23 protein-coding genes are annotated in these 23661 nt (G+C 63.2%); 7 read left to right on the top strand and 16 right to left on the bottom strand.

Annotation, left to right across the window (positions count from 1 at the left end):
• Positions 1-98 precede the first annotated feature (98 nt).
• Together ettA and FJ490_RS11240 are read right to left on the bottom strand one after the other, a co-directional pair.
• Complete coding sequence (ettA, locus tag FJ490_RS11245; RefSeq protein ID WP_140567404.1) at positions 99-1748, bottom strand: energy-dependent translational throttle protein EttA; 1650 nt, start codon at positions 1746-1748, stop codon at positions 99-101.
• A 173-nt stretch (positions 1749-1921) separates the two neighbouring features.
• On the bottom strand, positions 1922-2929 hold the full coding sequence (locus tag FJ490_RS11240; protein WP_140521229.1) for a ribonuclease: 1008 nt from the start codon (positions 2927-2929) through the stop codon (positions 1922-1924).
• 186 nt (positions 2930-3115) lie between these two features.
• Between FJ490_RS11240 and FJ490_RS11235 the strand changes: the two genes are divergently transcribed.
• From FJ490_RS11235 to FJ490_RS11225, 3 genes are all read left to right on the top strand, one after another.
• Positions 3116-4048 (top strand): alpha/beta hydrolase, encoded by a 933-nt coding sequence (locus FJ490_RS11235; protein ID WP_140521230.1) that lies wholly within the window; start codon positions 3116-3118, stop codon positions 4046-4048.
• Positions 4049-4128: 80 nt separating this feature from the next.
• On the top strand, positions 4129-5301 hold the full coding sequence (locus FJ490_RS11230) for a CaiB/BaiF CoA-transferase family protein (protein ID WP_140516648.1): 1173 nt from the start codon (positions 4129-4131) through the stop codon (positions 5299-5301).
• Complete coding sequence (locus FJ490_RS11225; RefSeq protein ID WP_140729192.1) at positions 5298-6947, top strand: thiamine pyrophosphate-binding protein; 1650 nt, start codon at positions 5298-5300, stop codon at positions 6945-6947. The genes FJ490_RS11230 and FJ490_RS11225 overlap by 4 nt, the downstream gene beginning before the upstream one ends.
• Before the next feature lie 87 nt (positions 6948-7034).
• Here FJ490_RS11225 and FJ490_RS11220 read toward each other — a convergent pair whose 3' ends face one another.
• The 5 genes from FJ490_RS11220 to FJ490_RS11195 form a co-directional block, all read right to left on the bottom strand.
• The gene (locus FJ490_RS11220) at positions 7035-7484 is read right to left on the bottom strand and encodes a CHRD domain-containing protein (RefSeq protein WP_140557483.1); all 450 of its coding nucleotides are present in this window, start codon (positions 7482-7484) and stop codon (positions 7035-7037) included.
• A 182-nt stretch (positions 7485-7666) separates the two neighbouring features.
• Positions 7667-8638 carry an ABC transporter substrate-binding protein gene (locus FJ490_RS11215; RefSeq protein WP_140729193.1) on the bottom strand — a complete coding sequence of 324 codons (972 nt, stop codon included), beginning with the start codon at positions 8636-8638 and terminating at the stop codon, positions 7667-7669.
• A 38-nt stretch (positions 8639-8676) separates the two neighbouring features.
• The gene (locus FJ490_RS11210) at positions 8677-9831 is read right to left on the bottom strand and encodes an ABC transporter permease (protein ID WP_140580026.1); all 1155 of its coding nucleotides are present in this window, start codon (positions 9829-9831) and stop codon (positions 8677-8679) included.
• Entirely contained in the window at positions 9828-10706 is an 879-nt protein-coding gene (locus tag FJ490_RS11205; RefSeq protein ID WP_140495135.1) for an ABC transporter permease, read from the bottom strand. The genes FJ490_RS11210 and FJ490_RS11205 overlap by 4 nt, the downstream gene beginning before the upstream one ends.
• A 367-nt stretch (positions 10707-11073) precedes the next feature.
• Positions 11074-11865 carry an ABC transporter ATP-binding protein gene (locus tag FJ490_RS11195; RefSeq protein WP_140495131.1) on the bottom strand — a complete coding sequence of 264 codons (792 nt, stop codon included), beginning with the start codon at positions 11863-11865 and terminating at the stop codon, positions 11074-11076.
• Positions 11866-11995: 130 nt separating this feature from the next.
• On the opposite strand from FJ490_RS11195, the gene FJ490_RS11190 reads away from it, so the two are divergent.
• Positions 11996-12400 (top strand): cupin domain-containing protein, encoded by a 405-nt coding sequence (locus FJ490_RS11190; RefSeq protein ID WP_140495129.1) that lies wholly within the window; start codon positions 11996-11998, stop codon positions 12398-12400.
• 328 nt (positions 12401-12728) lie between these two features.
• Here the strand turns inward: FJ490_RS11190 and hydA are convergent, their stop codons facing one another.
• From hydA to FJ490_RS11165, 4 genes are all read right to left on the bottom strand, one after another.
• A complete protein-coding gene (gene hydA / locus FJ490_RS11180) occupies positions 12729-14180 on the bottom strand; it encodes a dihydropyrimidinase (protein WP_140729194.1) in 1452 nt (483 codons plus the stop codon).
• Between the two features lie 64 nt (positions 14181-14244).
• A complete protein-coding gene (locus FJ490_RS11175; RefSeq protein WP_140729195.1) occupies positions 14245-15495 on the bottom strand; it encodes a Zn-dependent hydrolase in 1251 nt (416 codons plus the stop codon).
• A complete protein-coding gene (locus FJ490_RS11170) occupies positions 15496-15909 on the bottom strand; it encodes an endonuclease domain-containing protein (RefSeq protein ID WP_224680270.1) in 414 nt (137 codons plus the stop codon).
• Between the two features lie 139 nt (positions 15910-16048).
• Positions 16049-17377 carry an aspartate aminotransferase family protein gene (locus FJ490_RS11165; RefSeq protein WP_140495122.1) on the bottom strand — a complete coding sequence of 443 codons (1329 nt, stop codon included), beginning with the start codon at positions 17375-17377 and terminating at the stop codon, positions 16049-16051.
• A 227-nt stretch (positions 17378-17604) separates the two neighbouring features.
• Between FJ490_RS11165 and FJ490_RS11160 the strand changes: the two genes are divergently transcribed.
• Positions 17605-18240 (top strand): TetR family transcriptional regulator C-terminal domain-containing protein, encoded by a 636-nt coding sequence (locus FJ490_RS11160; protein ID WP_140495120.1) that lies wholly within the window; start codon positions 17605-17607, stop codon positions 18238-18240.
• 15 nt (positions 18241-18255) lie between these two features.
• Here FJ490_RS11160 and FJ490_RS11155 read toward each other — a convergent pair whose 3' ends face one another.
• Positions 18256-19128 (bottom strand): helix-turn-helix transcriptional regulator, encoded by an 873-nt coding sequence (locus FJ490_RS11155; protein WP_140729196.1) that lies wholly within the window; start codon positions 19126-19128, stop codon positions 18256-18258.
• A gap of 101 nt (positions 19129-19229) precedes the next feature.
• On the opposite strand from FJ490_RS11155, the gene FJ490_RS11150 reads away from it, so the two are divergent.
• Both FJ490_RS11150 and FJ490_RS11145 read left to right on the top strand, forming a co-directional pair.
• The gene (locus tag FJ490_RS11150; RefSeq protein ID WP_140729197.1) at positions 19230-20072 is read left to right on the top strand and encodes an SDR family NAD(P)-dependent oxidoreductase; all 843 of its coding nucleotides are present in this window, start codon (positions 19230-19232) and stop codon (positions 20070-20072) included.
• Positions 20069-20791 carry an SDR family oxidoreductase gene (locus FJ490_RS11145; RefSeq protein WP_140729198.1) on the top strand — a complete coding sequence of 241 codons (723 nt, stop codon included), beginning with the start codon at positions 20069-20071 and terminating at the stop codon, positions 20789-20791. Before FJ490_RS11150 ends, FJ490_RS11145 begins: the two co-directional genes overlap by 4 nt.
• 9 nt (positions 20792-20800) lie before the next feature.
• Here FJ490_RS11145 and FJ490_RS11140 read toward each other — a convergent pair whose 3' ends face one another.
• The 4 genes from FJ490_RS11140 to preA all read right to left on the bottom strand — a co-directional run bounded on the left by FJ490_RS11140 (position 20801) and on the right by preA (position 23659).
• Positions 20801-21178, bottom strand: a complete 378-nt coding sequence (locus FJ490_RS11140; RefSeq protein ID WP_140516666.1) for a DoxX family protein — start codon at positions 21176-21178, stop codon at positions 20801-20803.
• 69 nt (positions 21179-21247) lie between these two features.
• The gene (locus FJ490_RS11135; protein WP_140495113.1) at positions 21248-21706 is read right to left on the bottom strand and encodes a carboxymuconolactone decarboxylase family protein; all 459 of its coding nucleotides are present in this window, start codon (positions 21704-21706) and stop codon (positions 21248-21250) included.
• A gap of 11 nt (positions 21707-21717) precedes the next feature.
• Complete coding sequence (locus FJ490_RS11130; protein WP_140623098.1) at positions 21718-22236, bottom strand: Rrf2 family transcriptional regulator; 519 nt, start codon at positions 22234-22236, stop codon at positions 21718-21720.
• A gap of 109 nt (positions 22237-22345) precedes the next feature.
• A complete protein-coding gene (gene preA / locus FJ490_RS11125) occupies positions 22346-23659 on the bottom strand; it encodes an NAD-dependent dihydropyrimidine dehydrogenase subunit PreA (protein ID WP_140495109.1) in 1314 nt (437 codons plus the stop codon).
• Between the last annotated feature and the right edge of the window lie 2 nt (positions 23660-23661).

Genomic DNA, 23661 nt, shown 5'->3' with positions numbered 1-23661 from the left:
GGTTGCCACCTTCCATGACCGGCGCGACAAGCCGGCTATCCCAATTGGATGACGATCCCGTCGTCGCCGACCCGGAACCGCCACTGCAATAACGGCCCTTACCGCGTCAGCCTCTTATGCGTCATGCGGTGCGGGGCCGCCGCCTCCGCGCCCAGGCGGCGAACCTTGTCCTTCTCATACTCCTCGAAATTGCCTTCGAACCATTCGACATGCGCGTCGCCCTCGAAGGCGAGCATGTGGGTCGCCATGCGATCGAGGAACATGCGGTCGTGGCTGATGATGACAGCGCAGCCGGCATAGGCTTCCAGCGCGTCTTCGAGCGCGCTCAGCGTCTCGGTGTCGAGGTCGTTGGTCGGTTCGTCGAGCAAAAGCACATTGCCGCCGCCTTTGAGCATCTTGGCCAGATGCACTCGGTTGCGTTGGCCGCCCGAAAGGTTGCCGACCTTCTGCTGCTGATCGCCGCCACGGAAGTTGAAGGACGAGCAATAGGCGCGGCTGTTGACCTCGTGCTTGCCAAGCTTGATGACTTCGGCGCCACCGGAGATTTCTTCCCACACCGTCTTGTTCGGGTCCAGCGCGTCACGGCTCTGGTCGACATAGCCGAGCTTGACCGTCTCGCCGATGCGGATCGACCCCGCATCAGGCTTTTCCTGGCCAGTGAAGGTCTTGAACAGCGTCGTCTTGCCGGCGCCGTTCGGGCCGATGACGCCGACAATGCCGCCCGGCGGCAGCCTGAACGACAGGTCCTCGATCAAAAGCTCATCGCCGAAGCCCTTGGTAAGCCCTTCAACCTCGATGACGACATTGCCGAGCCGCTCGCCCGACGGAATGACGATCTGCGTGTCGGTCGGCTTGCGGTTCTGCGACTGCTCGACCAGTTCCTCATAGGCCTTGATACGGGCCTTGGACTTGGTCTGGCGCGCCTTCGGCGAGGATTGGATCCACTCGCGCTCGCGCCAGATCGACTTCTGGCGGGCGTCGTCCTCGCGGCCTTCCTGGATCAAGCGTTTGGCCTTGGCGTCGAGATATTTGGTGTAGTTGCCCTCGTAAGGGATGCCGCGGCCGCGATCGAGCTCGAGGATCCATCCCGTGACGTTGTCGAGGAAGTAGCGGTCGTGGGTGATGATCAGCACCGAGCCCGGATAGTCGCGCAGGTGCTTTTCCAGCCACGCCGTGGTCTCGGCGTCGAGATGGTTGGTCGGCTCGTCGAGCAAAAGCAGGTCGGGCTGTTCCAGGAGCAGCCGGCACAGCGCCACGCGGCGGCGCTCGCCGCCTGACAGATTGGTCACCTCGGAATCGGCCGGCGGGCACTGCAGCGCGTCCATCGCCATCTCGACCTGCTGCTCGAGGTCCCAAAGGTTGAGCCGATCCATCTCGTCCTGGAGCTTGGCCGACTCGTCCGCCGTCTCGTCGGAATAGTTCATCATCAATTCGTTGTAGCGCTCGATGATGGCGGTCTTCCTGCCGACGCCGTCCATGACGTTTTCACGCACGGTCTTGCTGTTGTCGAGCTGCGGCTCCTGCGCCAGGTAGCCGACCGTGGCGCCTTCGGCCAGCCACGCCTCGCCCTGGAACTCCTTGTCGAGCCCGGCCATGATGCGCAGGATGGTCGACTTACCCGAACCGTTAGGACCGAGAATGCCGATCTTGGCGTCCGGGTAGAAGGACAGATGAACGTTATCGAGCACCTTCTTGGTGCCGTAGGCCTTTGACAGGCCTGACATGTGATAGATGAACTGGCGTGCCACGCGCGCTTTCCCTGAAAAACTGACTGATTTGTCGATCTGAATGGAGGTTGGCCGCTATGTAGGCGATGCGGAGCCGAACGGCAATCGCTTTCGCCGCATCGAACCGATCACAGGCCGCACAACAACGGGCGTTGGCGCCCCGGCCTGCCTGCCGGCTGGAATGAGCTCAGGACCTACTGGAACCCGATTGCGTCGACGGTTCCGGTCGGGCAACCGGCCTTGTTGGTCGGCACCGAGGCCAGCAGCAGGTCCTTGAGCGAGCTGTTTGGGCCGATCGGACCGGCAAGGCCAAGCGTCAACTCTCCGATCAGCCGCCGGCCGCTCGACGGATCGATGACGCAGGAGACGCGCACGCGATCGCCGGCGCCGGCGCCAAAGGCCTGGTCGAAGGCGCCGCGGATCTGATCCGCCGTCAGCTTGCCGCCGATGTTCTTGGCGAAGAGATCGCGCACCGCTGAGCCGTTCACCGCACGCATCAGGCTGAGTGCGTCGGAAAAGTACTCCTGCTGGTTCTTGCCGTAGCAGGTGCCGTGCTTGATCCATTCATGCCGCTCCAACTGCGAAGCAGTGCCCGGCATCACCTTGTCGAGTTCCGTGCGCGTGCCGGCGTCCAAATTGACAGGCGGAAGATCCTTCCAGTGCGCCGGACTGTCGTTGGCCTTGTCGCTGGCCGGTACCTGGCAATAGAAGTTCCCGTTCGGCTGCGGCCACAGGCCGTGCAAGGTGAAGTTGCTGGCATCGAATTCATTCGGGTTTTGTGCCTTGCATTCGCTCTTGCTGGACTTGGTCTCGCAAAAAGCCGGCTGCCAGCTCAGCGCGAAGACATATTCGGGTTTTCCTGACGCCGCAGGCTTGCCCTGCCCGCCGGGGGTCGCCGGCAGCGTTGCTGCGCTGCTGCCGGAGAGATGTCCGCAACTGACCTTCACCCAGCGCCGATCCGGATCTGCGCTCGGCACCAGGATGAGATAGTGCGTCGGCGCATCCTTGTTGCCCGCCAGCAGCTGATAGCTCTGTCCGGCATCAGTCGAGACATTGCCGGGATTCTTGCCGTTCTTGATGGCTTGCGTCGCTGGACAGGAGGCGTCGGCAACGAAGGTGCCACTCATCCTGACGTCGGCATGGGCCGCACCCGTTAACGATGCCGCCAACATGGCCAATCCGAAAACAACAGCAATGCGCATGGGAATCCCTGGATGAAAAAGGTGGGCGACAGACTGAAGCTGTCTCCATGTCAGAATTGCGATATTCCACCGGCCAGACGCAAGAAACATCATCGCGAGAAATCCGGAATGGCGGATTGACGCTGAACCGGCCCCGGCGCAAACAAGGCCGGCGCCACCGAGGCGGGCCAGGGTGGAAATCACTGAATGTCATTCAGCCAGCAGCGCATGGTCCGTTCGCCGACCGGCGCCGACCTCAATCTTCTGGTCCGGCAGGCCGACGGCCATCCGCGCGCCGTCATCCAGATCAATCACGGTCTGGCAGAACATGCGGCGCGCTATGATCGTTTTGCCGATTTCCTGGGCGCGCGCGGCTTTAGCGTCTATGTTCACGATCATCGCGGCCATGGCGCAACGAAGGCGCCCGACGCACCGCTGGGCAGGTTCGCGCATGAGGACGGCCCCGCCAAGGTCATCGCCGATGTCGGCGCCATCCATGATCTCATCGCCAGGGAGCAGCCGGGCCTGCCCGTCATCCTGTTCGGCCATTCGATGGGCGCGTCCGTGGCGCTGAACTTTCTCCTGGCCCATTCGAACCGCGTTCACGCCGCCGCCATCTGGAATGGCAATTTTTCAGCTGGCCTGCTCGGGCAGGTGGCGCTCGGCATCCTTGCATGGGAAAGGATGCGGCTCGGCTCGGACGTCCCATCGCGCCTGCTGCCGAAACTCACCTTCCAGGCCTGGGGTAAGGCGGTGCCCAACCACCGCACCTTGTTCGACTGGCTGTCACGCGATCCCGCCGAGGTCGACAAATACATCGCCGACCCGCTATGCGGCTGGGACGCCTCGGTGTCGATGTGGCGCGATGTCGTGCAGATGGCGCTCAATGGCGGCAGGGACGCCGGTTTCGTCGGCGTTCGGCGCGACCTCCCCGTCAGCGTCGTGGGGGGCGAAAAAGACCCTGCCTCGGATTATGGCAAAGGGATCATCCAGCTTGCCGGACGCATGCGCAAAATGGGCTTTTCGAATCTCGTTTCAAAGGTTTACAGCGAGACCCGCCACGAAAGCCTGAACGAGGTGAATCGCGACATCGTCATGGACGATTTCGCGGCATGGGCCGAGACGATCCTGACGCGATGAAGCGTTGGCCCATTGCAAGAGCCGTGACAGCGGCAATCTCTGTTGATAGAGGCTTCGGTTCCGACCAATTCTGGTGATTTATGGCTGAGCCCCCGCTGAAAGGCGTCCGCGTCGTCGAACTCGCCCGCATCCTTGCCGGGCCCTGGGCCGGGCAGTTGCTTGCCGATCTCGGCGCCGACGTCATCAAGGTCGAAAGCCCGGACGGCGGCGACGACACCCGCAAATGGGGCCCGCCCTTCGTCATGGGCAAGGATGGCGAGAACCTGTCGGCCGCCTATTACCATTCCTGCAATCGCGGCAAGCGCTCCATCGCCATCGATTTTTCGACACCGGAGGGCGCCGAAACCGTGCGCCGGCTGGTGGCAACGTCTGACGTGCTGATCGAAAACTTCAAGCTTGGCGGTTTGAAGAAATACGGACTCGACTATGACAGCCTGCGCAAGATCAATCCGCGCCTCGTTTATTGCTCGATCACCGGATTCGGCCAGGACGGTCCGTACGCGCCGCGCGCCGGCTACGATTTCATCATCCAGGGCATGGCCGGCATGATGTCGATCACCGGCGAGGCGGGACGCGAGCCGCAGAAGGCCGGCGTCGCCATCTCCGACATCTTCACTGGCCTCTATTCCGTCATCGCCATCCAGGCGGCCCTTCGCCACGCCGAAAAAACCGGCGAAGGCCAGCACATCGACATGGCATTGTTCGACACCCAGATCTCGGCGCTCGGCAATCAGAACCTCAACTATCTCGTCTCCGGCAAGTCGCCTGTGCAGATGGGCAACGCGCATATGAACATCGCGCCCTACGAGGTGCTGCCGGTCCGGGACGGTCACATCATCCTGGCGGTCGGCAATGACGGCCAGTTCGCCAGGTTCTGCGCGGTGGTCGGGCTGGACGAATTGCCCGGCAATCCCGATTTCGCCACCAATCCGGCCCGCGTCGCCAACCGGGCGGCGCTACGCGAGCGGATCGTCGAGGCGCTGAAGACCAAGGATCGCGACCCGCTGCTGGCCAAGCTGGAAGCGGCCAGCGTGCCGGCGAGCCCGATCAACACGATCGGACAGATGTTCGCCGACCCGCAGGCGATCGCGCGCGGCATGCGGCTCGATCTCGACGACGGCCATGGCAATCTTCTGCCCTCGGTTCGCGCACCGATGATCATGTCCGAAACACCGCTCGTCTATGAGCGCCCCTCGCCCCGCCTGGGCGAACATACTGACGAAATCCTTGCCGAACTGGAGAGAGCAAAATGAAAACCGGCGGACAATTGATCGTCGACGCGCTCGAGGCCAACGGCACCGACCGTATCTTCTGCGTGCCAGGCGAATCCTACCTCGCGGTGCTCGACGCGCTGCACGATTCGGCGATCCGCACCATCGTCTGCCGCCAGGAGGGTGGCGCCGCCATGATGGCCGACTGCCAAGGCCGCCTGACCGGCAAACCCGGTATCTGCTTCGTCACCCGCGGCCCCGGCGCCACCAATGCCTCCGCCGGCATCCATATCGCCATGCAGGATTCAGTTCCCGTGATCCTGTTCATCGGCCAGGTCGCCAGCCACGCCAAGCAGCGCGAGGCCTTCCAGGAAGTGGACTATGTCAGGTTCTTTGGCGACATCGCAAAATGGGTGGTAGAGATCGACGATGCGTCGCGTATTCCCGAATTCGTCACCCGCGCCTTTGCCGTGGCGACCTCCGGACGCCCAGGTCCCGTCGTCATCTCGCTGCCGGAAGACATGCTGACCAGTGTCGTCGATGCACCGGCCGCGATCGCCTACACCCCGGTCGAGACCAGCCCCGCCGAAGCCGAACTCGACCGGTTCGAGGCGCTGCTCAATGCCGCCAAACGACCGATCGCGATCCTGGGCGGCACACGTTGGGATTTCCAGGCTGTTCAGGAAATCACCCGCATCGCCGAGGCGTGGTCGCTACCGGTCGGCTGCTCCTTCCGCCGCCAGATGCTGTTCGATCATCTGCACCCGAACTATGCCGGCGATGTCGGCATCGGCATCAACCCGAAGCTGGCGACAGCAATCAAGCAGGCCGATCTGGTGCTGCTGATCGGCGGCCGCATGGGCGAGATGCCGTCCTCGGACTATACGCTGCTGAAGAGCCCCTACCCTGACCAGACGCTGGTCCATGTCCACCCCGATGCCGGCGAACTAGGCCGCGTCTACCGTCCAACGCTTGCGATCAACGCCTCGCCCGCCGCCTTCGTGCGCGCCTTCGCCAACCGGAAGGGACCGGCATCGCCGGGCTGGGCGGCGGAGACGGCAAAGCTCCATGCCGCTTATCTCGACTGGTCGACCCCACCGGAAAGCGGTCCGGGCGCCGTCCAGATGGGGCTGATCATGACCTATCTCGAAACGGTGCTGCCCGACGATGCCATCCTGACCAACGGCGCCGGCAACTACGCCACGTGGGTGCACCGCTTCCATCGCTTCCGCCGCTTTGCCACACAGGGCGCGCCGACCTCAGGCTCGATGGGTTACGGAACGCCGGCGGCGGTAGCGGCCAAGGCGCTTTATCCGGATCGCACCGTAGTCGCTTTCGCCGGCGACGGCTGCTTCCTGATGAACGGGCAGGAATTCGCCACCGCCGTACAATACGGGTTGCCGATCATCGTCATCGTCGTCAATAATGGCATCTACGGCACCATCCGCATGCACCAGGAGCGTGAATACCCCGGGCGGGTGGTGGCCACGGACCTCAAGAATCCGGACTTCGCCGCCCTGGCGCGTGCCTATGGTGGCCATGGCGAAACGGTGGAGAAAACCGCCGACTTCGCCCCTGCCTTCGAGCGTGCTCGCGCCAGCGGCAAGCCGGCAATCGTCGAAATCCGGCTCGATCCGGAGGCAATCACCCCGACCCGAACGATGACGCAAATAAGAGACAAGGCCTGAAAGTCGGTTTCCGGCAGGAGAAAGGGCGGCGCTGTCCCGCAAAGCTTTCGCAAGCAAATACGGGCGCGCGCCCCGAGCGACGTCGCGTTACATCGACGCCGCCGCCTTTTCGATCTGACCGCGGATCTCGCCGTCCTTGTTGGCCGCGGTGTGTATGTTGACGTAATACTTGCCGGCCTCCAGATCGGTCACCTGCGTATCGGTCAATGTCGCCGATCCCTTGATCGGGCTCTTGAGTTTTTTGAACGGGATTACGGGGTCCGCATTTTCCCCCTTCGCGGCCGGGCCATGAATATGTGCGGCCGTCGCCGGCCCGCTGAGGCCGGAGTATTTGACGTTCCAACTGAGTTTCTTCTTGGCGGTGTCAAAGGTGAATGTGGCGGTTCCCTTGCCCTTGGTGGTAACGGGTGGGCTCTGCTGGCTGCCATCGAGCGTCGCCTTGAACTTCATCATGTCGGCCAGGGCCGGCGACGCGAACAGGAAAGCGGTCGAAATGGCCAGCGCCGAAAGCGTCGGCAAGACGGTCTGTGTGCGCATGAAGAACCTCCGATTGGCTGTAGCATCCGCCGTGGCTCCCCGCACGCGCATGCCTCCGACGCAACGCTCGGCCGCCCCAATGTATCCAGGCACACGCTTTTGTGATTTGGCCGCATGAAAAAGGGGCGGTCGCCCGCCCCTCCAACATCGTCCATCAAGCCCCGTCACGAGGCCGTTGAGGCCTACTTGATCGCCTTGTCGGTGATCGCGGTGGTATAGGCGCCCTTCGGCTCCTTGGTGATGATCTTCTGGTCGAGCAACGCCTTGGCGGTACGCTCATAGGTCGCCGGGTCGAGCTTGCCGTCGGCATTGTCGATGAGCTTGGCGACTTCGCTCATCATACGCTTCTGGTGGTTCTCGTCCTGGCCGCCGCCGTCCATGACGATCTCCGCCGCTTCGTCATTGTTGTCGACGGCGTATTTCCAACCCTTCATCGAGGCGCGCACGAAACGCACCATCTTGTCCTCGAAGGCCGGATCCTTGAGCTTATCCTCCGACGCATAAAGCCCGTCCTCGAGCAGGTCGTTGCCCATCGCCGAGTAGTTGAACACGGTGAGTTGCTCCGGCTTGTAGCCGGCGTCGATCAGCTGCCAATATTCATTATAGGTCATGACCGAGATGCAATCCGCCTGCTTCTGAATCAGCGGCTGCACGTCAAAGCTCTGCTTGAGAACGGTGACGCCATCCGGGCCGCCATCGGTCTTGAGGCCAAGCTTGTTCATCCAGGCGTAGAACGGATATTCGTTGCCGAAGAACCAGACGCCGAGCGTGTGGCCCTTGAAGTCGGCTTCGGTCTTGATCGGGCCGTCTTTCGGGCAGACCAGTTCCATGCCGGCCTTCTTGAACGGCTGGGCGATGTTGACCAGCGGCACGCCCTTTTCGCGGGCTGCCAGCGCGCCGCCCATCCAGTCGACGATGACATCGGCGCCGCCGCCGGCGATCACCTGCTCGGGCGCAATGTCGGGACCGCCCGGCTTGATGTCGACGTCGAGACCCTCGGCCTCGTAGAAGCCCTTCGCCTTGGCGACGTAATAACCGGCAAACTGGGCCTGCGTGACCCATTTCAGCTGCAACGTCACCTTGTCGGCGGCCATTGCCTGGAACGCGGCCAGCGACATCGCGCCGGCCAGTACAGGAACAATCAGTCTTCTCATTTTTTTCCCTCTGGAGTTAGTGCCCAAACCCACCGCCCCTATCCACCACGGACAGAGGGATGCCAAAACGTGACGGCTCTTTCGACAAGAGCGACCACACCATAAAAGACCGAACCCGCAAGGGCTGCAACTGCGATTTCGGCCCAGACCATGTCGATGTTCATCCGTCCGACTTCGGTCGAGATGCGGAAGCCCATGCCGACGACAGGCGTGCCGAAGAACTCGGCGACGATGGCGCCGATCAGCGCCAGCGTCGAGTTGATCTTCAGCGCGTTGAAGATGAAGGGAGCGGCGGCCGGCAGCCTGAGCTTGATAAGCGTCGGCCAGTAGCCCGACGCATAGGTGCGCATCAGGTCGCGCTCCATATGGCCGGACGCGGCCAGACCGGCGACGGTGTTCACCAGCATCGGGAAGAAGGTCATGATGATGACGACAGCCGCCTTGGACTGCCAGTCGAAGCCGAACCACATCACCATGATCGGCGCCACGCCGATGATCGGCAGCGCCGAGACCATGTTGCCGATGGGCAGCAAGCCGCGCCGCAGGAACGGCACCCGGTCGGCGAGAATGGCCGTGACAAAGCCGGCGCCGCTGCCCACGATATAGCCGAAGATAACAGCCTTGAAGATGGTCTGCCGGACATCGGCGCCAAGGATCGGCAGCGAACTGGCGATGCGCGCGCCGATGGCGCTCGGCGGCGGCAACAGGATGAACGGGATGCCGGCGCCACGCGTCACCGCTTCCCAGATGATCAGGATCCAGGCGCCGAAGATGGCGGGGATGATCAGGCGCAGCGCCGTGCGCATCCAGCTTGCGGTGGGGTGCAGTCCCGATAGCACCGCGACGCAGCGCCAGCCAAGCAGCCAGGCGGCCGTGAGCAGCACGAAATACGGCGCCAGTGCCGTGCCTTCGAAACCAGCGATACCTGAGATCAGCAGCCAGGCGACGAGGTGGGCGCCGACGAACAGTACGACCGCTTCCACAAAGCGCGAAATCCTGATCATCGAGACCAGGGCCGTCAGCATGGCAAGGCCAAACATCAGGCCCTTCGTTCCGAGATAGGGATAGTTGGCGCTGGTTGTCGGGTCCGCTAGCGCCGCCGCTTCCGGCTTCGACATGGCGCCGAGTGCGACCGCCATCAGGCACAGCACGATGGCCAGCACAGCCTGCCAGGAAGGCTTCAGCCGGTTCATGCCGGCCTCCCGCCCATGGCGCGGTCGACGAGGCGCCCGGCAATGCCGACCACCATGACCAGCAGCGCGGCCACGATCGAGCCCGCGACAAGCGCCGACCAGATGTCGATGGACTGGCTGTAATAGGCGCCAGCGAGCAGCTTGGCGCCGATGCCGGCGACGGCGCCCGTCGGCAGTTCGCCGACAATGGCGCCGACCAGACTGGCCGCCACCGCCACCTTCATCGAGGTGAACAGGAACGGCACCGAGGCCGGCACGCGCAGCTTCCAGAAGGTCTGCGCACGGCTGGCATTGTAGGTGTGCATCAGGTCGAGATGCATGATCTCGGGCGAGCGCAGGCCTTTCACCATGCCAACCGTCACCGGGAAGAACGACAGATAGGTCGAAATCATCGCCTTCGGGATCAGGCCGGTGATGCCGATCGCCGCCAGCACCACGATGATCATCGGCGCCACCGCCAGGATCGGGATGGTCTGCGAGGCGATGATCCATGGCATCAGGCTGCGGTCGAGCGTCGCCACATGTACGATGCCCACCGCGATGATGATGCCGAGCGCCGTGCCGAAGGCAAAGCCCAGCAGCGTCGAGGACAGCGTCACCCAGGCATTGTAGACCAGGCTGCGGTTCGAAGTGACGTTGCGCAGGAACGTGTTCTCGAAAAAGTTCACCGCCACCTGGTGCGGCGCCGGCAGCGTCGGCTTCGGCTGCGAGAGCGTCTTGCCGATGAACTCGACGGTGCCGGGCGTTTCGTTGGCACGTTGGTCGAGATCGCGCTGGAACGGCGTGTTGAGTATGACGGCGAAGACGTACCAGAGTACGACCACGCCGGCGAGGATGGAGGTTACCGGGATGACCTTTGAGCGGAAGGTGTCCATCTAGCGCCGCCCTTCTCCTCTCCCCACCGGGGAGAGGGTGGCCGGAGCGAAGCGGAGGTCGGGGGCCCTTGCCTTCGTCATCCTAGGGCGAAGCAAGGAGCGAAGCGACGCGGCGCAGACCCTAGAATTCATGCCGTTACCTCTCCGCTCCGCGACCATTCGGAATATGGCTCCCTCCGCGCCGCTTAGCCTGCCGAATATTCTCGACTGTTTGCGCCTTTCGGCAGGCGTCACGGCATGGATCCTAGGGTCTACGTATGCCGCTTCGCGGCTACTCCGCCCTAGAATGACGAAGGCGTAGGTGGCCGCTCCTTCGTGAGGTGGAGGCGCCTTTCGGGGCGCTGCCGCCAGTCCATCCTGCCCCCGCTCAATCATCATAGCTGTGCCCTGCCCTTAAGCCGTCTCGCACCCGTGCGGCGATCGCCAGGAACTCCGGCGTCTCGCGGATGTCGAGTGGCCGCTCCTTCGGCAGCGTCGATTCGATGACGTCGCTGACGCGGCCCGGACGCGGCGACATGACGACGATGCGCGTCGATAAATACACCGCCTCGGGAATGGAGTGCGTGACGAAGCAGATGGTCTTGTTGGTGCGCGCCCACAATTGCAGCAATTGCCCGTTGAGATGGTCGCGCACGATCTCGTCCAGCGCGCCGAACGGCTCGTCCATCAACAGAAGGTCGGCATCGAAGGCGAGCGCGCGAGCGATCGAGGCGCGCTGCTGCATGCCGCCGGAAAGCTGCCAAGGATACTTCTTCTCGAAGCCGGAAAGGTTGACGAGATCGAGCGTGCGCCTGATCCGCTCTCCCTGCTCCGCCCCGGACAGACCCATGATCTCCAGCGGCAGCGCGACGTTGCGCTCGATGGTGCGCCAGGGAAACAGGGCGGCGGCCTGGAAGACATAGCCGTAGGCGCGTTTCTCGCGCGCCTGTTCTGCTGTCATGCCGTTGACCGAAATGGTCCCCGAGGTCGGCTTCTCAAGATCGGCGATGACCCGCAGCAAGGTCGTCTTGCCGCAGCCCGACGGCCCGATGAAGGAAACGAACTCACCCTTGCCGATGGTCAGGTCGACATTGGACAGCGCCTGTACCGGCCCGTCATTGGTCTGGAAGGTCAGGCCAAGCTTGCTTGCCGCGACGACGGCTGGCGAAATCCCCGTCATCGGCCGCGGCCTGCCTGTTCCTGCCCCTTTAGTGCCGGCCCGATTCCGATTGCTTTTATCGCGATGTTGTTTTCCACTCGCCCAGTCCCATTGGTCTTGTTCCACTCATTCGACGCCCGGAGTTTCCCCGATGTCGCCTCAACCCACTTGCCATCTTATCCGCCCTGAAAGCTCTTATGAAGGCAAGCAGGGATTGACCTATTTCGCCGGTATCGCCACCGAGTCGGTCGGCTCATCTGGTATCTGCATGCATGTGCTCACCATGCCGCCCGGCGCCCGCGCTAAGGCGCATCTGCATGAGAACCATGAAACGGCGATCTACGTGCTCTCCGGCGAGGTCCATACCTGGTACGGCGACCGGCTTGAGAACCACATCGTCGCCAAAGCCGGCGACCTCTTCTACATTCCGGCCGGCGTGCCGCATCTGCCCGCCAATCTGAGTGGGGCCCCGTCTTCGGCCGTCATTGCCCGCACCGATCCCAAAGAGCAGGAAAGCGTCGTCCTGCTGCCGGAACTGGATGCATTGGTCGCCTGAAGCCGGCCTTGCGGGGCTAAGCGCCCATCGGCCAATTGCTTGAGGTTTGCGCTGCCCCTCATCGCCCTGCCGGGCACTTCTCCCCGTATAGGGACGAGGAGAAGGACGATTTCGCGAAGGATTTCGCCGATTTCCAGCGTTGCCGGAAAGGGCGCCAAGATTGCGTTCAGTTCCCTTCTCCCCGTCCCTATACGGGGAGAAGGTGCCGGCAGGGCGATGAGGGGCAGCACCAACTTCGGCAATCATCAGCACCCGGAAACTTCCCCGCAGACGGTGCCGTCCTTGTCGGCGATCATCAGTTTCTTGGCGCTTTTCGAGCTGCGCAAGCTCAAACCCCAGTCGCCGGAATGCCTGTCCGCTCCACCTTGCGCGGCGCGGTGATCTCCTTCCAGGTCGACAGTGCCCGGTTAACCGCCGCGTTCGGCTCGCGGCCAACGAACTGGCCATGGCCAGGCTTGGCCTTCACCTCGGTCTCCTCGATCGACAATTCGCCACGCGAGAAGACATAGCGCGGCAGGCCTGTCACTTCGACGCCTTCGAAGACATTGTAGTCGATGACCGACTGCTGCTTCTTCGAAGAAATGATCTTCTTGCGCTTGGGATCCCACACGATGATGTCGGCATCCGCGCCTTCGACAATGGCGCCCTTTTTCGGGTACATGTTGAGGATCTTGGCTATGTTGGTCGAGGTTACGGCGACGAATTCGTTCATCGTCAGCCGCCCGGTGTTGACGCCCCTGGTCCACAGCACCGGCATGCGATCCTCGAGGCCGCCCGTGCCGTTCGGGATCTTGGTGAAATTGCCGACGCCGAAGCGCTTCTGGTCCGTGGTGAAGGCGCAGTGGTCGGTCGCCACCACCTGCAACGATCCCGCCTGCAGGCCGGCCCACAGCGAATCCTGGTGTAATTTGTTGCGGAAGGGTGGGCTCATCACGCGGCGCGCCGCATGGTCCCAGTCCTTGTCGAAATACTCACTCTCGTCCAGCGTCAGGTGCTGGATCAGTGGCTCGCCGAACACCCGCATGCCTTTCTGACGCGCCCGGCGGATGGCCTCGTGCGCCTGCTCGCAGGAAACATGCACGACGTAGAGCGGCACGCCGGCCATGTCGGCGATCATGATGGCGCGGTTGGTCGCCTCGCCTTCCACTTCCGGCGGGCGCGAATAGGCGTGCCCCTCCGGGCCATTGTTGCCGGCGGCAAGCAGCTTCTGCGAGAGCGCCGCGACCACGTCGCCATTCTCGGCATGCACCAGCGGCAGCGCGCCGAGCTCGGCGCAGCGCTGGAACGACGCATACATCTCGTCGTCGTCCACCATCAGCGCGCCCTTGTAGGCCATGAAATGCTTGAACGAGGTGATGCCCTTGTCGACGACGGTGGCCATCTCGTCGAACACCTGCTTGCCCCACCAGGTGATCGCCATGTGGAAGGAATAATCGCAGGACGCCTTCGAGGTCTTGTTGTCCCACATCTGCAAGGCCTCGAGCAGCGACTGCTGCGGCGACGGCAGGCAGAAATCGACCACCATCGTCGTGCCGCCGGCTAGTGCCGCGCGCGTGCCGGACTCGAAATCGTCGGCCGAATAGGTGCCCATGAACGGCATTTCGAGATGAGTATGCGGATCGATACCACCTGGCATGACATAACAGCCGGTGGCGTCGAACTCATGGTCGCCGTGCAGGTCGGAGCCAATGGCGACGATCTTGCCGTGCTGCATCAGCACGTCGGCCTTCGATGTGCGGTCGGCGGTAACGATGGTGCCGTTTCTGATGACTTTGGTCATTTTTCTCGTTCCCTTGTTCCTTCGCGCTTCTTGCGAGCAGCGTTTGGAAATCCAGCTTTCCAGCTTACTCCACGATGACCGCTGTCTCCACCACGGCATGGAACAGCACGTCGGCTCCTGCCGCCGCCCATTCCTTGGAGATCTCCTCGGCCTCGTTGTGGCTGAGACCGTCGACGCAGGGGCACATCACCATGGCGGTCGGCGCGACGCGGTTGATCCAGCAGGCGTCGTGGCCCGCGCCCGAGACGATGTTGCGGTGCGTGTAGCCGAGCCGGTCGGCGGCATCACGGATCGCCTTGACGCAGCCCTTGTCAAAGGTGACCGGATCGAAATGGCCGACCTGCTCGATCTTGTACTGGATGTCGAGCGCCTCGCATATCGTGTCGATGCCTTCGCGGATGCGCCCATCCATGGCGTCGAGCACTTCCTTCTCCGGCGAGCGGATGTCGATGGTGAAGACCGTGCGCCCGGCGATGATGTTGCGCGAGTTCGGATAGACTTCCATGTGGCCGACCGCGCCGACGGCGTCCGGCTGGTAGTCCATGGCAATCTCGTGCACCAGTTCGATCACGCGCGCCATGCCGAGCCCGGCATTGCGGCGCTTGGGCATCGGCGTCGAGCCGGTATGCGCCTCCTTGCCGGTAAGCGTCACCTGCAGCCATTTCAGCCCCTGTCCATGGGTGACGACGCCGATGTCGATGCCTTCGTCCTCGAGGATAGGCCCTTGCTCGATATGCAGTTCGAAAAACGCGTGGATCTTGCGATCGCCGACCTTCTCCGTGCCCTTCCAGCCGATACGCTCCAGTTCCTCGCCGAATTTCTTGCCGTTCTTGTCCGTATGCTCGTAGACGTCGGCTTGGTCGAGCACACCGGCGAATACGCCGGACGCCATCATCGCCGGGGCAAAGCGCGAGCCTTCCTCGTTGGTCCAGTTCGTGACCACGATCGGATGTTTGGTCTTGATGCCGAGATCATTGAGCGAGCGGACGATCTCCAGGCCGCCGAGCACGCCGAGCACGCCGTCATATTTGCCGCCGGTCGGCTGCGTGTCGAGATGGCTGCCGACATAGACCGGCGGCAGGCTGGGATCGGCGCCTTCGCGCCTGGCAAACATGGTGCCCATCTCGTCGATGCCCATTTCGAGCCCGGCGGCATCGCACCAGCGCTTGAACAGATGCCGGCCCTCGCCGTCCTCGTCGGTCACGGTCTGGCGATTGTTGCCACCGGCAATGCCGGGGCCGATCTTCGCCATCTCCATGATGGAATCCCACAAACGGTCTGAATTGATTCGCAGATTCTCGCCGGGTGCGGCCATTCAAAACCTCTCCAATTGCGTGGCGTTCCCCTCCCCCTCGAGGGGCGGGTGGCCGCGAAGCGGTCGGGTGGGATCGCCGGACATGCGCTCGACCTTCCCTTTGACCACCTGCGCAACATGCCAAGGGTTGTTTATGACATCGGGCTCATCGACGCGAAAGACATCAAAGCCGAGCGAGCGCAGATAGGCATCACGAACGGCATCATGCCGCTTGCCCTTCTCGTGTTCGTGCAGATCGCCATCAACTTCAACGATCAGCTTCACGGCGAGGCAGGCAAAGTCAACGATATAAGGCCCGATCGGACACTGACGACGAAACTTGATGCCGGCCGATTTCAGCTCGCGCAGTTCATACCAGAGCAAGGATTCACCCCTGGTTGCGTGAACTCGAAGCGCGCGCGCCTTTTGGCGCATTTCGTAGCTCACGCGAGTGCGGGGCATCAACGGCAGCCTCGCGGCAACAGATCAGGTCGGCACCCCGTCGCACCGACCCCACCCGACCGCTTCGCGGCCACCCTCCCCTCGAGGGGGAGGGATATCCGCGCCCAGTTCTTCAATCGATCGACCTCAGTACCTCACGCACATGATCGATCAGTTCGTTGATCTGGCCCTTGGTGATGATCAGCGGCGGCGACAGCGCGATGATGTCGCCGGTAGTGCGGATCAGCGCGCCGCGCTCGAACGCCTTGACGAAGGCCGAGAAGGCACGCTTGGTCGGCTGCCCGGCGATCGGCGCCAGCTCGATCGCACCGATCAGGCCGATGTTCCTGATATCGATGACATGCGGCTCGCCCTTCAGCGAATGCAGCGCGTCTTCCCAATAGGGCGCCAGTTCCTCGCCGCGTGTGAGCAGGCCCTCTTCCTTGTAGGTGTCGAGCGTGCCGAGCGCCGCGGCGCAGGCGATCGGATTGCCGGAATAGGTGTAGCCGTGGAAGAACTCGATCATGTGCTCGGGGCCGGTCATGAAGGCGTCGTGGATTTCCTTCTTCACGAACACCGCGCCCATCGGGATGACGCCGTTGGAGACGCCCTTGGCGGTGGTCATGATATCAGGCGTGACGCCGAAATAGTCGGCCGCGAACGGCGCGCCAAGACGGCCGAAACCGGTGATGACCTCGTCGAAGATCAACAGGATGCCGTGCTTGGTGCAGATTTCGCGCAGCTTCTGCAAATAGCCCTTGGGCGGCAGGATGACGCCGGTGGAGCCGGCGACCGGCTCGACGATAACGGCCGCGATGGTCGAGGCGTCATGCAGCGCCACGATGCGCTCCAGCTCATTGGCCAGCTCCGCGCCATGTTCCGGCACGCCCTTGGAGAAGGCGTTCTTCTCCGGCAGGTGCGTGTGCGGCATATGGTCGACGCCGCCGAGCAGCGTGCCGAACATCTTGCGGTTGGTGACGATGCCGCCGACCGAAATGCCGCCGAAATTGACGCCGTGATACCCGCGCTCGCGTCCGATCAGGCGGGTGCGCGAGCCCTCGCCCTTCACGCGGTGATAGGCGATCGCCATCTTCAACGCGGTCTCGACCGATTCCGAACCGGAATTGGTGAAGAACACGTGATCCATGCCCTTCGGCGCGACGTCGACCAGGCGGTTGGCCAGTTCGAACACGATCGGGTGGCCCATCTGGAAGGCCGGAGCGTAGTCGAGCTCGGCGGCCTGCTGCTGGATCGCCTCGGTGATCTTGGGCCGGCAATGGCCGGCATTGACGCACCAGAGGCCGGCGGTGCCGTCCAGCACCTTGCGGCCGTCGCTGGTCGTGTAGTGCATGTCCTTGGCGGACACGAACATGCGCGGCGCCTGCTTGAACTGCCGGTTTGCCGTGAACGGCATCCAGAATGCACTGAGATCGTTCGGCGTGACTTTCAGCCGGTTGGACATGACCAAGACTTCCCCTTGTAACCTGTTTCGGTACGTCCAACGCTTGGTCTTTGCCGCGCTTTCGTGCTACGCAAATTTTTGACCGATTGGACAAACGTTAGCACCGCCCTGTCGGCGGTCAAGGGATTACTAGCGGAAATGCGGCTCCTGAAGTGCGTTCCACAGGCCGGGGAAAAACTGGTCCAGAGAATTGGGCCAGACCGCTTTCAACACGAGGGCGCGCAACGGTGAACACCAGCACGGAAGCCCCTCGCCGCACCCGCATCCAGCAGGAGAAGCGCGAACTCATTCTCGAAGCCGCGCTCGAGGTGTTCTCCACCAATGGCTTCCGCGGCTCGACCATCGACCAGATCGCCGAAGCCGCTGGGATGTCGAAGCCCAACCTGCTCTATTACTTTCGCCGCAAGGAAGACATTCACGAGACGCTGATGCAGCGCCTGCTCGACACATGGCTGGCGCCGCTCAGGGAACTCGACGACATCGGCGATCCCCTGACCGAGCTCAGGAGCTACATCAGGCGCAAGCTTGAAATGGCGCGCGATTTTCCGCGCGAGAGCCGGCTGTTCGCCAACGAGATTCTGCAGGGCGCACCACGCATCATGCCCTTGCTGACCGGCGAACTGAAGACGCTGGTCGACGAGAAGGCAACCGTCATCAAGGGCTGGATGCGCGCCGGCAAGATCGCCAGGACGGATCCTTGGCACCTGATCTTCTCGATCTGGGCGACGACCCAGCACTATGCCGATTTCGACGTCCAGGTCCGCGCCGTGCTCGGCCCGAACCGTGGCGGCGACGGCCGCTTCGAGGACGCAGCGAGGTTCCTGGAGCAATTGTTCCTCGACGGATTGAAGCCGAAGGCCTGACCCTGCCCTGAAGGCTCACGCGCTGCGCCGCTCGGCCGGCAGCGCATCAAGCAAGCTCTGCAGCTTGGCGATCGAGTTCTGCTCGGCCAGCGGCGTGTAGACGACCAGCCGCATGTCGGATCCATCGTCGATCGACAGGCTCATGTGCTCGAAGGCCATGGCGCCGGCCGTCGGATGGCGGACGTGCTTCAGACCCGTCAGCTTTCGCGCCACGTCACGTCGGGGCCACCAATCGCGGAACTCGGGGCTCGAGCGCATCATCAGCGCGACCAGCCGGTCGAAATCGGGATCACCGACATATTTGGCGCTTTCAGCGCGAAACGAAGCGAGCACCACGCGAGCAAGCTCTTCCCAGTCGACGAGCAGGCGACGGTGCTGCGGGCTTGTAAACACCATGTGGACGATGTTGCGGGCGTCGCCTTCCAGCAAGCCATAATCGCCGAACACCGCGACGGCTGCCGGGTTCCAGGCGAGCACGTCCCAGCGCCGGCCAACCACATAAGCGGGTTGCAGCACAAGACTTTGCAGCATGTGCAGCAACGGCCCGTCGACCTTTTCGGGCGTTGCCCCACGACGCTCCGGCTGCTGGCGGCCGGCGAGGATGAACAAATGCCGCTTCTCGACAGCGTCGAGGCGCAGCGCCTCGCAGAGCGCCGCCAGCACCTCCACCGAGGGCCTGACATCCCTGCCTTGTTCCAGCCAGGTGTACCAGGTGGTGCCGACACCGGCGATCATCGCCACCTCCTCGCGCCGCAGGCCCGGCGTGCGCCGCCGCGCGCCGCAGGCAATGCCGGCGGCCTGTGGCGAAAGCCTCTCGCGGCGCGAGCGCAGGAAGGCGCCGAGCTCGCGCCGGCGGCTGTCTTCAGCGGAATGAGAAGGAGCATCCATGATCCTATTATAGCAGTACCAATACCAGGATAAAGTTTGAACTGTTTGGCGCGCACCCGCTGCCCCATCTTCTGTCGGGAGCGACGAATGGAGGCTCAAACATGGACCTGAAAGACAAGACAATCCTGATCACCGGCTCGACCGATGGTGTCGGCCGGGTCGTCGCGCAACGGCTGGGCGCAGGTGGCGCCCGGGTGCTGGTGCACGGGCGCGACGCAGCGCGCGGCAAGGCGGCGGTCGCGGACATCGAGGTGGCCGGCGGCAAGGCCGAGTTCTTCGCAGCCGACCTCGCCTCGCTGGCCGAGGTGCGCCGGCTCGCCGAGCCCGTGCGTGAAAAAACCGCTCGGCTCGACATCCTCATCAACAATGCCGGCGTCGGCACGGCTGGCCAAAACGCCAAAAGGCAGGTCAGCGCCGACGGCTATGAACTGCGCTTCGCCGTCAACTATCTCGCCGGCTTCCTGCTTACGGAGGAATTGCTGCCCCTGCTGAAGGCCAGCGCGCCGGCGCGTATCGTCAACGTCGCCTCGGCGGGCCAGCAGGCCATCGACTTTAGCGACGTCATGCTTACCCATGGCTACAGCGGCGTGCGCGCCTACTGCCAGAGCAAGCTGGCGCAGATCCTGTTCACCATCGATCTCGCCGAGCAGCTCAAGGGCAGCGGGGTTACTGTCAACGCCCTGCACCCGGCGAGCTACATGAACACAACGATGGTCCGCCAGGCAGGCGTCACGCCATGGAGCTCGGTGGAGACCGGCGCCGAGGCCATTGTCAATCTCGCCACCTCCCCCGCGCTCGAAGCGCGCAGCGGCCTCTATTTCGACGGCCTGCGCGAATCCCGCGCCGACGCCCAGGCTTACGACGCCAGAGCAAGACAACAATTGCGCGACTTGAGCCTCGACCTAGTCGGGCAGGCTACAGTAAAGAAGGAACAACATTCATGACCGACAAGATCGAACACACAGTCGTCATCGGCGGCTCGTCCGGCATCGGCCTGGCGACGGCGCGCAAACTGCTCGGCCCCGGCATGAAGGTGACCATCACCGGGCGCAATCAGGACAAGCTCGTCAGCGCATGGAAAAGTCTCGGTGGCGCCGCTGACAAAGCGGCGTTCGATGCTGCCAAGCCCGACGAGGTGCGCCAATTCTTCGAGCGCATCGGCCCGTTCGACCATCTCGTTCTGGCGGCGAGCGGCGGCAAGGGCCTTGGCCCGTTCGAAACACTCGACCTTGCCGATATCGCTGGCGGCGTCGACGAAAAGGTGCGGCCGCAATTGTCCTGCCTGCAGGCGGCCTTGCCAACGCTGGACAAATCAGGATCGGTCACCTTCATCTCGGCGGTATCCGCCCAGCTCGCCACGCCGGGCGTCGCCGGCATCGGCGCCGTCAATGGCATGCTCCTGACGGTGGCACCGATCCTGGCCGTCGAGCTGAAGCCGCTGCGCGTCAACGTCGTGGCGCCCGGCGTCATCGACACACCCTGGTGGGACTTTCTGCCGGACGAGCAGCGGCAGGCGATCTTTGCCGACTATGCCGGCAAGACACCGGTCGGCCGCATCGGCCACGCCGAGGACGTCGCCTCGGCCATAGCCTTCCTCGTCTCCAACGGCTTCATGACCGGCCAGGTATTAACCTGCGATGGTGGTTTGCGGTTCGCGGCCTAGCTGCAACCGTCAAAGCGACTGGGCGATCAGTGTCAGGAAGCCGCCGCTCAGCGCGACATTGCCAACAAAACCATTGATACGCGACGCACGCTCCTGTCCCTGATGATCCCAGAAATTGTGGAACATCGGCGTGGCGACGATCAGGAACAGCACCAGCACCGCACAGGCAGTGGCGGTCCAGAAGCCCGTCACCACCAGCACGCCGGCGACGATCTGCAACACGATGCCGGCCCAAAGTGCCAGCCGCGCCTGCGGCACACCGCGCGCGACCATCAGCCCCGTCAAGAAGCCCGCGTTCTGGATGTTGCGCAAGCCGGCGAAGACAAACCCGCCGCCAAGCAACAGCCGGCCGAGAACCAACAAGGCGGCGGGTAAATCGGCAAGCATCAAACGCTCTCCCTTTGAAATAATGGGAGCGCCGCCTCCCTTGGCGGCGCTCCGATCGTGATCGAACAATCAGGCGGCCTTGGCGGCAGGCATCGGATGAATGGCGTGGAACGGAATGCAAAGCCGGTTCCAGGTATTGATCATGCCCAGCGCCACGGAGAGCTTGACCAACTCCTCTTCCGAGAAATGTTCCAGCGTGCGGGCATAGAGTTCGTCCGAAACACCATTGTTGGCGATCAGCGTCACGGCCTCGGTCCAGGCCAAAGCGGCGCGCTCGCGCTCCGAAAACAGCGGCGATTCCTTCCAGGCTGAAACCAGATAAAGCCGCTGTTCGGTCTCGCCGTCGCGCCTCGCCTCGCGGCTGTGCATCTCGACACAGAAGGAGCAGCCATTGATCTGTGAGGCCCTGAGCTTGATCAGGTGCAGCAGGCTTTCCTCGAGCCCGCATTCGTCGACCGCCTTGTTGAGCGCCGATACCGCTTTCATGATCTCGGGCGCCTTGGCGAAGAACTGGAGCCTCTGTCTCATCATCTTTCCTTTCATGTTTGCTTGGTTGAACTGGATTTCTGCTGCCGCTGGTGGCGCTCGGTGAAAGCGCAGCTTGCCGCGACCGACCGCGGATCGGCGCCTTTCATGAAGTCCGCCACGATGTCGGACAGCCTGACCTCGGCCAGCGCCGCGCGATAGGCGCGCTCCGCCTTCAGCATCGCAGCATTGATGCCGCACGGCCTGACATAGGCCGATGCATCGAGTTTCGTCGGGCCGCGCTGGCGGATTTCGCCGCATCGGAAAGCCGGCTCGCGCCCTTCGACCGCCAGCACGATGTCCAGCAGCGTGATGCGTTCGGCCGGTTTCGCCAACCGGTAGCCGCCCGCTGGTCCCGGAACCGATTCCAGGATGCGCGCAGCGGTGAGCATGTTGAGATGTTTCAGGAGATAGCTCGGCGACAGGCCAAACGCCTCCGCCAGGGCCGCACCCGGCATGGTGCTGTCGCCATCGACGCCCGCCAGCGTCGCCGCGCAGTGGATGGCCGCTTCGACGCCATCGCCCAGCTTCATGGTGTTGGCCTCTTGTTCATGGATAATCTATATCGTGGATTTTTATTATCTACAATAGCAAAATGAAAACGGCGCCCGAGGACGCCGCTTTTTCCTTGATTGTTCCGCCCTACTCCGCCGCCACCTTGGCCATTGGGTTGTTCGGGTGCGTGGTCCAGTTGGCGTAGACCGGCGACACAGGCATGCCGGTGCGCTGGTCCATCACCCCGGCGGCCAGCGGCTCCATGGTGATGCAGTTGTCAACCGGGCAGACATTGACGCAAAGATTGCAGCCGACGCATTCGGCCTCGATCACCTCGAAATGCCTGACGCCGTCGACCATGCTGGTGATCGCCTGATGCGAGGTGTCCTCGCAGGCGATGTGGCAGCGGCCGCATTTGATGCAGGCATCCTGGTCGATATGCGCCTTGGCGACATAGTTGAGGTTGAGATACTGCCAGTCCGTGACATTGGGCGTGGCACGGCCGATGATGTCGTCGAGCGAGCGATGGCCCTTCTCGTCCATCCAGTTTTCGAGACCGGCGATCATCTCCTGCACGATCTTGAAACCGTAGGTCATCGCGGCCGTGCACACCTGCACGTTTCCGGCGCCGAGCGCCATGAACTCGGCAGCGTCGCGCCAGGTGGTGATACCGCCAATGCCGGAGATCGGCAGCCCCTGCGTTTCGGGGTCGCGCGCGATCTCGGCCACCATGTTCATGGCGATCGGCTTCACCGCAGGGCCGCAATAACCGCCATGCGAGCCCTTGCCGTCGATGGTCGGCATCGGCGCGAAGCTGTCGAGATCGACGCCGGTGATCGAGTTGATGGTGTTGATCAGCGACACCGCGTCGGTGCCGCCGGCATGTGCTGCTCGCGCCGGCTTGCGGATATCGGTGACGTTGGGCGTCAGCTTGGTGATGACGGGCATGCGCGTGTACTGCTTGCACCAGCGCACAACCATTTCGATATATTCCGGCACCTGGCCGACGGCGGCGCCCATGCCGCGCTCCGACATGCCGTGCGGGCAGCCGAAATTGAGCTCGATGCCGTCGGCGCCGGTTTCCTCGACAAGCGGCAGGATCGCCTTCCAGCTTTCCTCGACGCAAGGCACCATGATCGAGGCGATCAGCGCCCGGTCGGGCCACTCCATCTTGACCTGCTTCATCTCACGCAGATTGGTCTGCAAGTCGCGGTCGGTGATCAGCTCGATGTTGTTGAGGCCGAGCAGACGGCGGTCGGCGCCCCAGATCGCGCCGTAGCGTGGGCCATTGACGTTGACCACCGGCGGGCCCTCTTCGCCCAGCGTCTTCCAGACGACACCGCCCCAACCGGCCTTGAAGGCGCGCACGACATTGTAGGCCTTGTCGGTCGGCGGCGCCGAGGCCAGCCAGAACGGATTGGGCGATTTGATGCCGACGAAATTATTCCTGATATCTGCCATGC

Source organism: Mesorhizobium sp. B2-5-11, assembly GCF_006440835.1.
Lineage (GTDB): Bacteria > Pseudomonadota > Alphaproteobacteria > Rhizobiales > Rhizobiaceae > Mesorhizobium.
This window is presented reverse-complemented; position numbering and strand designations above follow the sequence as displayed.